The following is a 14,004-nucleotide window of genomic DNA, read 5'->3' as shown; positions in this document are numbered from 1 at the left end:
CCTATTAATAAGCTCCTTTTCTGTCTAAGACCACCCAAATAGTTTTAACAATTAACATCAAATCATAAATAATCGACCATTTATGCTGATAGTCTAAATCCATACGGACAATAGTTTCAAATTCTGTGATGGTTGAACGTCCATGAGTTTGCCATTCTCCAGTTATACCGGGTTTAACTCGCAACCTTTCCCAATGGTGTTGTGCATAATTGATGACTTCATCAGGTGTCGGGGGAAGAGTACCAAGTAAACTCATTTCTCCCTTTAAGACGTTCCAAAATTGGGGTAATTCATCTCAACTGGTGCGACGCAAGAATTTGCCCAAGGGTGTAATACGTGGATCATCTGTACATTTAAAAATGTTGCCTTTGGCTTGGTTTTTGACTAGAGATTTGATTTTATCTCCATCAACCACCATAGAACGGATTTGGAAATTCCGGCCTATGGTACCTCCGTTTAGACCACAGCGGAGTTGAGAATAAAATATGGGGACTAGATCTGAAAGTAAAGTAGCAAGTGCCACAGTAACTACTAGCAGCTATGTAATTATTAAACCTACTATGGCTCCGAGTATATCAATTAATCTTTTTGCAATACTGGTGGTTGATGGGTGTGAGGACTTGAGTGATAGGTCAACCAGAATCTAGCGATTCATAAAACCCAAGCCAGGCATGGTATAGTTTTTCGTTGTAGTTCTGATGGTAGAAAGTGACATAACTGATACTGATTTTTCACACCGTGATTTTTGCGAACTAGATTTTGATGAGACCTCTCGTAGAATTAATTTTATGTTATAATGGGGGATGTCTTTGTTTTAGCCAAGAGTTAGAGTTACACGGTTATGTTTGAATTAGCGAGGGCAAAGAACACCAAAAATACATAAAATCTAAAACTCTCTATCATACCACATAAACAATTTTGCAATAGGTCTATTAGATGTGAACTGTATTGAAATTAATAAGATTATATGTAAATTTTCATACTTTACAAAGCAAAATAGTGAAAATTCATACAATCTTTGAATTCAGGAAGGTTACTTTAAATTTTTGATATTTTTTTGCAAACTAGTACAGTACGGCGTAAATAAACGAACCATTACAAATCGCTGAAAAGCTCACCCCGTATTCATTTTGAATTTTGTTGGACCAGTCTGCTGGAAGCACTATTTTGTTAGCGTAGCTCTTCTGAAAGAAGCATTTTGAATTCAGGGCGGTACTAGTTAAAATATAGATATTACACATAGAACTGCCCACTCTTGAGCTAACAGTATTTCTACTCGAAAGTGGGTATTCTCTATGAAACTGTAGCTAAGTTCTGCGTAAATTATCGGAAATATTGGTAGATATCTACGGAAGATATCTTCCGTAAGGTAGATGTTTTTTAAAGTCTTAATGAAGTGGATTGATTGCCAAAGCAAAATTAACTACATAAGGTTCTTCCAGTGATTGCAGAGAACTGGCTTTGACTGCATCCAAATAGCGACGCAACAATATTAGTTGCTGAGAATTGGGATGATAGGATAGATTACCTTGTTTTTCAAAGAGTGGTGCGGATGTGATCGCATGATAATCTGGATTTTCCTGGGAGTTTTTTGTTAACCACATAGCGTTTAAAGGTTTTTGATTATCTTCTGGATCGGATAAGATTTCCGAAAGCATAGAAGGTATCAAACCTGCCGGTAGTTCCCCTTCCAAGAAAGCCAGTAGTCGCTGTTGACATTGGGAAGTATTGATACCCCGATGTTCAAACAATTGCAGAACTTCACCAAAGGATAAGGAACGTTCTGGTATGACTTTGAGCAATTCAGTAAACAAGAAATAATCTGTATACTGTTGTCTGGGAATTTCTAAAACTTGGGGATGCAGAGGTAACATAGCCAAACCATAAGCTACTCGGCTGCAATTAGCAGCGCCATTTTCCCCCAGATATAAATCTTGAATAATTTTGGCGTTGGGTAGTTTTTGGCGTAACCAACGGTTAACTGTACTGATAGCAGCAACTCCACCAGAAAGAATTGCTTGATTAATAGCTTCTGTGGGAATACCACTAGCTACTAATAATTGATTGAGTTCGCGGTTGAGACGACGGACATAAGGCACAAATACCTGGCTTTCTAAATCTCTTCTCTGCAATACCCAACGTTGATCAGCTAATTCCCAAGTAAAAGATTCTTGGTGTTGCAAAATCAGCTTCAGAGCTAGAGCAGCATCTAATAAAGCTTGTCCTAATAAAGAACTTTCTAATCTTTGTTGGAGGCGGATGCGAGCAGGAATATCTGGTTCAGCAACTCGCGGTAATTCTAACCCATCCAAACTCAAACTAGACCATTGCATCTTCTCTACACCAGGAATTGAGGGTTGCCAATGCCAGGGGTTACTAGCAGAAGTGTTACTATCAGATGCTGATGCACCACGGGGTTGATGAGATTTTGGTGGTAGTAGTAACTGACAAATAATATCCTGCTCCATTGCTTTACCAGCATAGGTAAAACCATGCAACATGAAATCTCTATATGTTAATTGACTCAAATCCGACGGTAAATCAACCAGCGCCATTTCTGTGGATGTTGCCCCAATATTCAATGTCAGGGTATGACCCAAAAGCGGATTTTCACTAGTTTTGAGCAGACGTAAACCTTGATTGTCATGCAACTTGACTGATGTTAAATTAACAGTATCAAGTTCTGGGAGTAGAGTAGCGATTGCTTCCTCCACAAAGAATATTTGTTGCGGATGGCAGACAAGTTTACTAGTGAGTAAAGCTTCCCGCACATTAAACCGATATTGTTCTGACCAGCTAGACGGACAAGTACAGACCACACCAGCAATATTATTGATAATCTCAGAGAAAGTTTGCTTATCTATGCGAACAGCATTAGCAATTAAAGCGGGAGTCGTACTGCTTTGATCCGACTTGAGGGTTAACAGCAATTTGGAGAGCGAGCGCACCACCCAAATTAAAGGTCCCGCAGAAGATTCATTGAATTGCAACACAGGTTCCCATTTCTGCTGGGTACTTTTGTAGGGAATAGCTATATGTAAATAAGGCTTTAAATTGGCAGAATGAAGACTTTGTTTCGGTGCTATTGTAGAAGTTTTATCCTTTGCCACTACCGCAGGTGCTATTTGCTCAATATTTGTGGCGCTTTCAACTTCTGAATGAGGTATAGAAGCCGTAGGTAGATAAACTTCCGCCGGTAAACGAAATGATTGCTCAAAAGAAGTTGCATCTACTTGGCTTTCTGCTGACCAATAAATCGGATAAACAACCAATTTTGAATAATTCAACAACGCCGCAGAAATGCCAGTCGTACCTAAATCAATTCCTAAATACCAAACAGAATCCTTGTCTATAACATTTACCAGAGAATTATCACTCAAATTTTCACCAACAAACACAGCAAATTTCGATTCTGAATTTATTGATTCTGAATGTGTGACTTTCTGGTTTTTTGCATTATTCAGGCTCAAATCTAACTCAGCTTCTGACCCAGGAACATCTAAATTCAACATAGTCATTACTGGGATGTTCCCTGTCGATTCAGTGCCAGGAAGTTCTGCCATTAGAAAACCTGTGTCTATCAGATCCTCGATGTCAGGCAAAGAATTCTGGATATCTTCTAACCTCGTTGTATTTACCGTTTCAGAATTTAACCGCGAATCAAAATTAGCTAAATCTCGATCCAATTGCTGCAACTGTGCTTTATCCAAAATAATCTCCGGTACACCTTCAGTTGCTGAATTTTCTAGAGACAGTAAATTTTCATCTGGTGAAGCAGCGATATAAGTGGTTGCAAGTAAATCTGAATTCTCAGTCTGATTCTCTACAGGTGACGCTATAGCAGTCTTATTTGTTGTAGTTTCTCCCCTATCTTCCACAGATAAAACTCCTACAGTTGGTTCCTCATCACCAACATCAACCAATAAATCAGTCAGAACTGTAATAGTATCACTACTATCTGGCAGAGACACAGATACTGTAGGCAAGCCAGCAAATTCGGCTTGGGGCTGGCTATCCTCAGGTAACAATGATTCTCGCCAGAACTCAGATGGTTGAGTAGTTACTTCTATGAAAATATCAGGAATTTCTGGTAGAGGATCATCCCGCTGCTCAGAAATAGTAGAATTTTCTGACTGCACATAATTTATGATTAATAAATCATCCTGCTGTTCCTCTGGAATATTTGAAGAAATTGAAGATATAGAAATACTCTCAGCCATTTGAGATACTAATTCAAACGTCTGATCTGGAGTAGATGCCTCATTCTTCTCAATCGGCAAACTAATGGCATCTTTTGTGGTACTCTTAGAATTTTCACCACCAAATAAACTCGCATACAGCTGGTCTACTTCATAAGCACTCTCAGACTGCAATTCATTCAGGGTAAGTTCTGATAGCACTGAATCCAAATCCTCCACCTTAGAAGTTTCCTGTGAGTCAGCAGCAATATCTGGAGTTAATTTTTCTTGTAATTCATCAGCGGAGGTAAAAGTCTCAGTCAGGGTAAGTTCTGAGAGCATTGAATCCAAATCCTCCACCGTAGGAGTTTCCTGTGAGTCAGCAGTAATATCTGGAGTTAATTCTTCAACATGATCAGCAACCACTTGTGGTTCTAATAATGGTGATGATGCTATTGTGCCAGTATCTATCCCAAAGATAAAAGATTTAGTATCAGGGGATTGTTGTTGTAAATACTCAGTTAAATTTTTCAAAAAATTGGCCATCATCTGCTCACCTTGCATCCCCTGACTGTACATTCTTGCCAGTGCTTGGGATAAGGACTGATGATAGGTGTGAATATTACGCTCTAAAGACTGAAAAACAATATTGAGAGTTCCATCTAATGAGAGCAAGCGTTGATCTAACTCCCTGGCCAGAGTAGCTAATCGTTCTACCCCATCCGCTGATTCTAAAATAGGTTGAATAGCAGAAGTAACTTCTTGGTTATATTCACCTGTAGTCAAACTGGGAGAATTAGTCACGTTTCGTGTCAAATATGGAATTAAATTTGGCACTAACCGACTAACTAGCACTTGTAAAAATTCGGTAATTATCTGCTCTTGGTTTGCTAACTGCTGTGTTAAAGAATAGTTTTGCAGTCGCTTTTGTTCTAGCTGCCTAATTTCCTGTACAAGAGTAGCTCTTTCTTGCAACATTCCTGTCAATTCTGCTTGCAAAGGTTTAAGCAAGACTGAAATTTCATCTTTTAATTGTTCACGAATAAACTTGCTTTGTTCTTGTTGTGAATGAGAAGAATAGACCTCTTGCTGATTGTCCTGCTCCACATATCGTGCCAACAAAGATGATAGTGGTGCCTCAGACGGATCGGGTATGATTTCGTCTGATGCCTCACTTTCGTTGAGTCTTACCAGAAAGTCACGAATTTTTTGTAAAATGTCTCTTTCTTCAGACCCCTGACCAGACAGCAGTTTTGTTAGACGATTCCCACCGTTGGCAAGTAATTTGTCAATGTCTGCAATCAGTTTGTGAATTTCATCTGTACGGGAAGTCACGTTAAATTACCTTAGCTAAAAATGTACTTTGATGTTTATGGTATTTAGAATTACCGAAGTGCTGAGTAACAAAAGTTATTGCTCTCACTTCTGAGGGCAATTATGTTATGAATTACTGACAGATGCAACTTGATTCCCATGGTTCACCCCCTTTTCAGGTAGTTCACTCAAATTTTGTACTTTTTTGCAGTGTTAAATTTATAATTTATGTAAAAATAGAAACAAAATTCTCAAGTGTACATCAAAAGAAAAGGAGGAAAAGTATACAGGAGGCAGAGGAACTCTATATTGCAAAATCAGAAATTCCCAGTTTTTCACTTTGTCCGTGAACCATTCCTTCGACCCCTTTTTTAGTAACCAGTAAGTACTAAGACAAAATAAAGTTTGTTGAGAAAAAATTATATTGTCGTTTTCTTGTGTAACATAGTTTAGTTTCCTAAATATGAAAGCGGCTGTGATTTTATAGCTTAGGTTTAAAATACGTAAGACTTCAGAAAGTCAGGAGTCACGAGTCAGAATGTTTGACAAATTGGTTAATTATCAAATAGGTATTTTTGGCGTTAGCCTGGAAAACCTGACTGCTGATGGCTGATAGCTGAATGTTTACTAAAATACTGATATTGCTTTTTCTGTTGATAGCAGCTTTGATAAATATGTTCTAATGGAAGATAGATATAGCTTGCAGGCATCTACACATAACTGGATCACCTCAGCACCTTTTTTTCAAGGGTTGCCTGAGTCTATAGTCGAAACAGCCCTCACCCATCTTGTTACCCGTACTCACCCAGCCAATCAAGTGATTTTGCTGGAAAATGACTGGGGTGGTTCTGTCTATTTCATTGTAGAGGGATGGGTAAAAATCCGTACCTACAATTTAGAAGGAAAAGAGGTAACACTAAATATTATTGGGAGTGGGGAATTATTCGGGGAAATGGCAGCCCTAGATGAAGTTCCTCGTTCTACTGATGTTATTACTCTTACTCCAACGATGATTGGTAGTATGCCTGCTCAAAATTTTGTGAAGTTGCTGCAAACAGAACCTTTAGCAGGACTGAGATTAGCGCAGTTAATGGCAAGACGCTTAAGACAGGTAAATCGTCGCTTAAGGCTGCGAGAATCGGATAGTCAATCGCGAGTGGCAGATACTTTGCTATTTTTGGCAGAAGGACAGGGTAAGAGAGGACAAACAGGTACAGAAATTCCCAATTTACCTCATCGGGAATTGAGTAGTCTCAGTGGTCTAGCAAGGGAAACAGTAACTCGTGTATTAACAAGGCTGGAGAAAAAAGGCTTGATCCTTAGAGAGCAAGATGTTTTGTGTATTCCTGATGTGTCAGCTTTGGAAAAAATGATTATTTAGTCCCAGAAGGCATAGGGCAAAAGTCAATAGGCAGGAGGTTAGTAGCTAGTTAGTAATTTGCTAACTATTGCTAGTAATTACTTACATTTAATCAATTAGTCAACAAGCTGACAAGTGGTTTATATCCTGGAAAATAGAAGATGATATGAGTATTTTAGATTCTCTGCCAGATGAACCGCAGGAAGATCCATCACCTGAATCACTAAACTCTAGTAATGAAGCTCAACAAGCTTTAAAGAGCCCCAAACTTCAGGTTGATGCCCCTTTGCGGATGGTGGAAACAGCATTTTTAGCTAGTACGGCTAGTTTGATTTGGTTTATTAATTTCTATTTTCCCTTGGGTCCAGTTTTACGGATATTTTTTCCAGTTCCCATTGCGTTAGTTTATTTACGCTGGGGTAAACGTGCGGCCTGGATGGGTGCTGTTACGTCTGGGTTACTACTGGGGGTGCTGATGGGTCCAGTTCGTAGTATGTTATTTGTTATGCCTTTTGGACTGATGGGTGTGCTGTTAGGGGCTACCTGGTATCGTCGTGTACCCTGGATAGTGTCGATTACTTTAGGTATGCTGTTAGGTACTTTAGGTGTGTTTTTCCGTCTGTGGCTGCTGTCGGTATTATCTGGTGAAGACCTTTGGATTTATGTTATTAACCAGGTTACGGAAATTACTGAGTGGATATTCCTGAAGCTGCAAATATTGGCGACTCCGAGTGTGTTTGTCATTCAATTGGGGGCAGTGGTTTTAATAGCTTTCAACAATTTGATTTATTTGTTTGTAGTACATTTGGCAGCATGGTTACTTTTGGATCGTTTGGGAAATCCTATACCCCGTCCTCCACGTTGGGTACAAGTATTAATGGATTATGAAGGTTAGTTATAGAGAATAGGGAAAAGGCAAAATTTGATTAATTTTCCCATGCCCAATGCCCAATGCCCAATGCCCAATGCCCAATGCCCAATGCCCAATGCCCATTCCCTTTGATATGATCCATATTTATACGCAAATTGAACAGGGTGAAGCATGGTTACGACGATATCGTGGTAGTTTACCTGTGTTTGCCTGTGTTTTAGGTTTTACAGAGACTTGTTTAATTCCAGGCATTTCGGCGGCTGGTTTGACTCCAGAGGATAGAAAATATACTGCTTGTGCTGATGCAGAGTTTTTATATTATGGTGCAGCACATCAGCCTAAATATCCTCTACCACCTTTGACTACTGGTGCTTCTCCTGTGTTGATCTCTCGTGCTGTGGTGGAAAAACTAAAAATACCAGTTTATTTATTCAATGCGGGTTTACCCTTAATTCCCTCTGTGCCAATAATTGATTTGGGTGGGGCGATCGCTCGATGTTTAAGTACAGGTGCAGCTCTGGAAATAGCTACGGTAAAACATTTATTTGAACAAGGTTTACTGTGGGGTTCTCAACTGAGTGCTAATATTTCACACAGCTATTTGATTTTAAGTGAGTGTGTTGTCGGTGGTACTACAACTGCTTTGGCAATTTTAACTGGTTTAGGTATTGAAGCCGCCGGAAAAGTTAACAGTAGCCATCCTGTTTGTAACCATGAGCAAAAGTGGGCTGTGGTGCAAGCTGGGCTGGCAAAAATTCCCACTTCTGTAGATCCTCTTAAACTTGTAGCTGCTGTGGGAGATCCCATGCAGGTGGTGGTAGCTGGGATGGCGATCACAGCTAGTCTTCACTGTGGGGTTTTATTGGCTGGTGGTACACAAATGCTGGCTGTTTATGCTCTAATCCAAGCGCTCGCTCAAGCTTACTCTTTATCTTGGCAACGAGAAGCAATAGTCGTTGGTACAACCCGTTGGGTAGCAGAAGACTCAACTGGGGGTACAGTTGACTTATCCCTCAGTTTAGGCAGAAACAGCTTGAATCCTTGTCAAGAAACGCCTTCCCTCTTAGCTACACAGTTAAGTTTCGCGGATTCTTGTTATCCCCAACTCCAAGCCTATGAGCAGGGTTTTGTCAAAGAAGGTGTCGGTGCTGGAGCAGCTTGTATAGCCGCCTACATCAGCCAAAATTGGCAGCAAAATGAACTTTTAACAGCTATTGAAGACCAATTTGAGCAATTAATGAATTCGCTCTCGCATTAATTGTTCTTCTAAAGCTGCAATCCGATTATATGCCGCTGTTAATTGTGCTGTCAGTCGGTGAATTTGAATTTCTGGCGTTATTTGCTTATCTCCAGCTTGGGGATTCATCTCTGGATAAATCCCGTCTATTAACACATCCTTATGCTCTAAATCAGAAGTTAAATTGCTCCATGCTTTTAACTGGTAATGTTCAACTTGATGATTTTCTAGATAATTATTTTTTGGCTGTTTTTGCTCTGAAAAGTAGTCAGATAGACCCTGAGACAGTTTTCTATCAAGCTTTTCAATCACCTGATACAGAGCATCTACTTTCTCGCTCAAAGTCAGTATCTGTTTTTGTAATGACTCCATTTAATACCTTTATCCCAAAAGAGTTTCTCTATGTTATTCAATTTACTGCTCAAGTTAAAAATACTTATGATTTATTTAATGTTTCAAAATTTTCTTAGTTCTATGTCAATAAAATAATTATTTATATATAACTCAAAAAATAATAACAGCATGACTCCGATTTCTATTGAAAAAAGTTAAGCATTTGGTCTTTTTTGAGAGAAATCCAAGGAGCAGGATCATGAGGTTGCTTCCTCGATCTGAAGACCCCACGCCCAGCCTAAACAGATAAATTTGAATTTGCTGAATTTGCTATCATCGGTTTCTGAGGGCAGAATATGGATATTTGTTCAGATATTTAACTCTTGCTACTCCTGTCGTTTAAATTCTATTTATACTCACCAAATCAAAGTTCAATGAATCGACGCTCTTTTTTGTTAGGTGCAAGCGGACTGGTATTTTCCCAGATACTCATGGGTTGTGCTGGTAAAAACCAGACACATCTAAATGTACAGTTATTAAAAGGTTCTATACCTGGTCAGGTGGTTAATCAATTTCGTAAAACTCTAGAGTCAGATGCAAATTTAAAGTTTGTCCCTATTAATCAAATTTTAGATTTATTTAAGCAATTACAAATATGGCAAAAACCAGAAACTAAAGATCAACAGGGATGGAAAAGTTATATTCCCTTGATGCAAAGTCAACAACAATCTAAAGCTGATTTAGTGACATTGGGAGATTTTTGGCTAAAAGCAGCAATTGAACAGAAACTGATTCAACCACTAGAAACAGAAAAAATTAAACAATGGTTAAGTTTAAATCTCAGGTGGCAGCAATTAGTAAGACGCGATGATCAAGGAAATATAGATCCACAAGGAAAGATTTGGGCTGCACCTTATCACTGGGGTAATACAGTCATTATTTATAATGGGGAAAAATTTCAAAAATTTGATTGGCAACCAAAAGACTGGAGCGACTTATGGCGGAGTGAATTGCGATCGCGTATTTCCTTACTTAATCATCCCAGAGAAGTCATTGGTTTGGTTTTAAAAAAACTAGGAGAATCCTACAATACGGAAAATATTACTCAAATCCCCGACTTAAAAGCAGAATTACTGGCACTACACCAACAAGTAAAATTTTATGATTCTACTACCTATCTAGAACCACTACTCACCGGAGATACTTGGTTAGCTGTGGGTTGGTCAAATGACGTTATGCCTATACTCAGTCGTTATCCAAAACTTACCGCAGTCATTCCCCAATCAGGAACTGCAATGTGGGCAGACTTATGGGTAAGTCCGGCTGAAGTTGAGCAAAACACCTTAGCATCTGATTGGATTAATTTTTGTTGGCAACCAAATATAGCCAAACAAATTGCCATACTGACTAAAAATAATTCGCCTATAACAAATATTGTAGCCTCTGATCTTCAGAAACCATTACAAAACTTGTTACTAAATAATCAGGAATTATTTGATAAAAGTGAATTTTTACTCCCCTTACCAGCATCAGTCAATAAGGGTTATAAGTATTTATTTAACAAAATAAAAAATTCCGAACAATGAGGAAAATGAACTTGTTTATAGTACACTACAGCGTCAAAAGATAAACCATTTAAGATATACGAAAAGCCCACTCCATCAGATTCCTCAGCCCCCCTTTTTGAGAATTAACCAATTTCTCAAACATTCTGACTTCTGACTCGTGACTCCTGACTCCTGACGATTAAATTTTAATTTCCAGTCGGTTATAAATTTTGACGAAGCCCTAACTTACTATGAATACTCATCTCGATCTTGCATGAAGATGGACTGATACTCAAATTACAAGTGTAAGCTGCTAACATATCTCGGTGATAATTAAACACTCGGATGTTATAACCAAAATTCCTAGCCATACTACCCAAGCCATTAACAAAGTTGTAACGATCTAAATAGTCTAATAAACTCCAAATTTGTTGATTTACTATCAAATCTACACGGGCTGGTTCTTGTTCAGAAGCTGGGTATGCTATCCAATTATCTAGAAGTTTATTTTCAGAGTTTTCCTTTGCCCACCATAAACTAGGGATAGTTAATCCTGATTGACTAATAATATTAGCTGTAATTATAGAACCTGTGGGCTTAGTTAATAAATTTAGTTCTAGTGGTGCATCAGAAGGACGGGCTATAATCTCAGTCCGTGAGGGTAGAAGGGGTAACATAGAAAAAGTAATCAGGCTGAAGCTGAATATTAGTAGCAGAGGTTTCTTTTGAGTAACTAAGTTGTATTTACGCATAAGTCAATCTGAAAAAAATTGTACCCGTTACAAAGCTAACTTCTTGCTTAAAATCATTATAATTTTAGGAATTGTGAATCCTTAACAATCAAGGTTATGAATGCAGCCGACGATAAAACAATAGTACGTGAATACTTTAATTCTACAGGTTTCGACCGTTGGAAACGCATCTATGGAGATGGTGAAGTCAACAAAGTCCAGCTAGATATCCGTACTGGACATCAGCAAACCGTGGATACCATCATCGGCTGGTTAAAAGATGATAACAATTTATCTGAGTTATCAATCTGTGATGCTGGGTGTGGTGTGGGTAGTTTGAGTATTCCTCTAGCATCTGAAGGTGCTAAGGTTTACGCTAGTGATATTTCCGCTAAAATGGTTTCAGAAGCTCAAGATAGAAGTGTAAAGCTTTTTTCCAATTCTACAAATCCTACTTTTGCAGTACAAGATTTAGAATCTTTGAGTGGTAACTTTCACACTGTTATTTGCCTGGATGTTCTGATTCACTATCCCCAAGACAAAGCAGATGAGATGATTTCTTACCTATGTTCTTTGGCACAGTCACGTATTATTCTCAGTTTTGCCCCTAAAACCTGCTTTCTTTCTATCCTCAAGAAAATAGGTAGTTTTTTCCCAGGACCGAGTAAAGCCACCCGTGCCTATTTACACCGTGAAGCTGATGTGGTGAAAATTCTGGAAAAAAATGGCTTTACAGTGCAACGTCAAGCAATGACTCGGACTCGTTTCTATTTTTCTCGATTGTTGGAAGCTACACGCGCATAGTTTAACAATCGCAACGAAATCAATAAACTTTTTTCACAAGTAGGGAACGGGGAAATCCTTTTCCCTGCTGCCTGATAATTAATGACTGGAAGCTTGGCGCAAGTAAGGTTACAATCGCAAGCAAAGTCTAACTCTGAAGTAAAACTATGAAGACGGCAGAAAAATTGGCTGCTGGTTGGCTGCTTACACTCGGATTCATGTTTTTAACAACTACAGTATCAGCTGTAATTACAAAAAATACTACTCTCAAGCCGATCTTACCAGGTATACCGGATGAATCATTAGCAAAAGATCTTGTCAATCAAGAAGCGCTATATCAACTTGATAATACTGCTGCTCAAGGTATAATGTTTGGCTTTCCTACGGCGCTATTGGGGGCATGGTTAGCATTAGGACTGTATAAGCAAAACCGACAAAGTACAAAGGCGTTGACAGAACAAAAAAATGAATATTTACGATCACAAGAGCAAGCAAAGCTATCACAATTTTATCAGATGTTACAAGAAAATGATGGCAGAATCACATTGTTAAGTTTTGCCATGCAGTCACAGTTAACAGCAACGGAAGCCAAACAATATTTAGATGAGAAAGCTAAAGAACTTAATGCAAATTTTCAAGTGAGTGAGGAAGGAGGCGTATCATATCACTTTGATGTTTAGTCTCACTCTGCTAATTTACAGCTAGGTCTAATGACGCAGATTTTTTTTACTATAGCTGCTATTTTTGGCGGTTTGTCTGTTGCTGCTGGTGCTTTTGGCGCTCATGCTTTGCGAGAAAAAGTCAGTGAACGAATGCTAGAAATTTTTGACACTGGCGCTCGTTACCAAATGTACCATGCTCTAGCACTTTTGTTAGTAGCAATCCTCATCAGTCGTGTAGAAACTCCACCCACTACACTTTTTATTAGTGGCTGGTTATTTATCATTGGTGTGACGATTTTTTCAGGTAGCTTGTATGTTCTCAGCTTAACTGGTATAAAATCCTTGGGAGCTATCACACCCTTGGGAGGATTATCACTCATGGCTGGTTGGGCTGCTTTAGCTGTCACTGCTGCAACTATCAAGTTATGATATATAAACAATATCTCCGACTTCTTGAAGAAATCGGGGATTTGGACATTGATCAAGAATACAAAGTTTGAGCCTGACAATATATTATATGTGTTGTGGCGGTTAATTAAAATATTTAAACAAAGATTGTAAGAATTCAGGAGTCAGGAGTCAGGAGTCAGAATGGTTGAGAAATTGGTTAATTATCAAATAGGTATTTTTGGTGTTAGCATGAAAAAGGTGATTGCTGATGGTTGAATGCTTAGGTTTTCTCTGCAATTTCAATAAATTTTTTGCTCTTTTCAATCATCATTCTCACATCTTCCTCACGCAAACGAACCGTATCATAAATACTGTCATATCCTTCTATTCTTTTATCTTGAGCATCTATTCAGATAACGGTGAAATTCAAGGGTAACAATTCCCTTTTTAGCAACTATATGATAAAATATGCGCTGGATAATGGGTTGAGAATATTTGTTTATCAACTCAGAAAAATAAACATTAAGATAGAAAATCTTAGTTGAAAATTGAAGTTTATCTGCACTGTAGATAATTTATAGATGATGTTCCTGAATTG

The 14,004-nt window shown here is 38.5% G+C and carries 10 protein-coding genes and 1 pseudogene; 7 read left to right on the top strand and 4 right to left on the bottom strand.

Going from position 1 to position 14,004, the window contains the following annotated elements:
* Positions 1-4: 4 nt before the first annotated feature.
* Together AAZO_RS16240 and AAZO_RS16235 are read right to left on the bottom strand one after the other, a co-directional pair.
* A pseudogene (locus AAZO_RS16240) lies at positions 5-643 on the bottom strand (sugar transferase).
* A 745-nt stretch (positions 644-1,388) separates the two neighbouring features.
* On the bottom strand, positions 1,389-5,513 hold the full coding sequence (locus AAZO_RS16235; RefSeq protein WP_013192082.1) for a coiled-coil domain-containing protein: 4,125 nt from the start codon (positions 5,511-5,513) through the stop codon (positions 1,389-1,391).
* 661 nt (positions 5,514-6,174) lie between these two features.
* Here AAZO_RS16235 and AAZO_RS16225 point away from each other — a divergent pair.
* The 3 genes from AAZO_RS16225 to cobT all read left to right on the top strand — a co-directional run bounded on the left by AAZO_RS16225 (position 6,175) and on the right by cobT (position 8,981).
* A complete protein-coding gene (locus AAZO_RS16225; RefSeq protein ID WP_013192081.1) occupies positions 6,175-6,873 on the top strand; it encodes a Crp/Fnr family transcriptional regulator in 699 nt (232 codons plus the stop codon).
* Between the two features lie 145 nt (positions 6,874-7,018).
* Positions 7,019-7,747 (top strand): DUF2232 domain-containing protein, encoded by a 729-nt coding sequence (locus AAZO_RS16220; protein ID WP_013192080.1) that lies wholly within the window; start codon positions 7,019-7,021, stop codon positions 7,745-7,747.
* A 109-nt stretch (positions 7,748-7,856) separates the two neighbouring features.
* Positions 7,857-8,981, top strand: coding sequence for a nicotinate mononucleotide-dependent phosphoribosyltransferase CobT (gene cobT / locus AAZO_RS16215; RefSeq protein ID WP_013192079.1), 1,125 nt, complete (start codon positions 7,857-7,859; stop codon positions 8,979-8,981).
* Here the strand turns inward: cobT and AAZO_RS16210 are convergent.
* A complete protein-coding gene (locus AAZO_RS16210; RefSeq protein ID WP_013192078.1) occupies positions 8,958-9,332 on the bottom strand; it encodes a hypothetical protein in 375 nt (124 codons plus the stop codon). The genes cobT and AAZO_RS16210 overlap by 24 nt on opposite strands.
* A 395-nt stretch (positions 9,333-9,727) precedes the next feature.
* Between AAZO_RS16210 and AAZO_RS16205 the strand changes: the two genes are divergently transcribed.
* Positions 9,728-10,879, top strand: coding sequence for an extracellular solute-binding protein (locus AAZO_RS16205; RefSeq protein WP_013192077.1), 1,152 nt, complete (start codon positions 9,728-9,730; stop codon positions 10,877-10,879).
* Positions 10,880-11,061: 182 nt separating this feature from the next.
* On the opposite strand, the gene AAZO_RS16200 is transcribed toward AAZO_RS16205, so the two are convergent.
* Positions 11,062-11,592 carry a hypothetical protein gene (locus AAZO_RS16200; protein WP_013192076.1) on the bottom strand — a complete coding sequence of 177 codons (531 nt, stop codon included), beginning with the start codon at positions 11,590-11,592 and terminating at the stop codon, positions 11,062-11,064.
* Positions 11,593-11,688: 96 nt separating this feature from the next.
* On the opposite strand from AAZO_RS16200, the gene bchM reads away from it, so the two are divergent.
* From bchM to AAZO_RS16185, 3 genes are all read left to right on the top strand, one after another.
* On the top strand, positions 11,689-12,375 hold the full coding sequence (bchM, locus tag AAZO_RS16195) for a magnesium protoporphyrin IX methyltransferase (RefSeq protein WP_013192075.1): 687 nt from the start codon (positions 11,689-11,691) through the stop codon (positions 12,373-12,375).
* A gap of 146 nt (positions 12,376-12,521) precedes the next feature.
* Positions 12,522-13,034, top strand: a complete 513-nt coding sequence (locus AAZO_RS16190) for a hypothetical protein (RefSeq protein WP_013192074.1) — start codon at positions 12,522-12,524, stop codon at positions 13,032-13,034.
* 30 nt (positions 13,035-13,064) lie between these two features.
* Complete coding sequence (locus AAZO_RS16185) at positions 13,065-13,445, top strand: DUF423 domain-containing protein (RefSeq protein ID WP_013192073.1); 381 nt, start codon at positions 13,065-13,067, stop codon at positions 13,443-13,445.
* The last annotated feature ends 559 nt before the right edge of the window (positions 13,446-14,004 follow it).

The organism is 'Nostoc azollae' 0708 (assembly GCF_000196515.1).
Classification (GTDB): Bacteria; Cyanobacteriota; Cyanobacteriia; order Cyanobacteriales; family Nostocaceae; genus Trichormus_B; species Trichormus_B azollae.
The sequence above is the reverse complement of the archived record's forward strand: the minus strand, read 5'-3'. Positions and strand labels throughout refer to the sequence as shown.

Excerpts from the sequence above, each read along its gene's own strand:
- AAZO_RS16205 (WP_013192077.1), top strand. The coding sequence starts at position 9,728 with ATGAATCGACGCTCTTTTTTGTTAGGTGCAAGCGGACTGGTATTTTCC.
- AAZO_RS16190 (WP_013192074.1), top strand. The coding sequence starts at position 12,522 with ATGAAGACGGCAGAAAAATTGGCTGCTGGTTGGCTGCTTACACTCGGA.
- AAZO_RS16220 (WP_013192080.1), top strand. The coding sequence starts at position 7,019 with ATGAGTATTTTAGATTCTCTGCCAGATGAACCGCAGGAAGATCCATCA.
- AAZO_RS16200 (WP_013192076.1), bottom strand. The coding sequence starts at position 11,592 with ATGCGTAAATACAACTTAGTTACTCAAAAGAAACCTCTGCTACTAATA.
- bchM (WP_013192075.1), top strand. The coding sequence starts at position 11,689 with ATGAATGCAGCCGACGATAAAACAATAGTACGTGAATACTTTAATTCT.
- AAZO_RS16210 (WP_013192078.1), bottom strand. The coding sequence starts at position 9,332 with ATGGAGTCATTACAAAAACAGATACTGACTTTGAGCGAGAAAGTAGAT.
- cobT (WP_013192079.1), top strand. The coding sequence starts at position 7,857 with ATGATCCATATTTATACGCAAATTGAACAGGGTGAAGCATGGTTACGA.
- AAZO_RS16185 (WP_013192073.1), top strand. The coding sequence starts at position 13,065 with ATGACGCAGATTTTTTTTACTATAGCTGCTATTTTTGGCGGTTTGTCT.
- AAZO_RS16225 (WP_013192081.1), top strand. The coding sequence starts at position 6,175 with ATGGAAGATAGATATAGCTTGCAGGCATCTACACATAACTGGATCACC.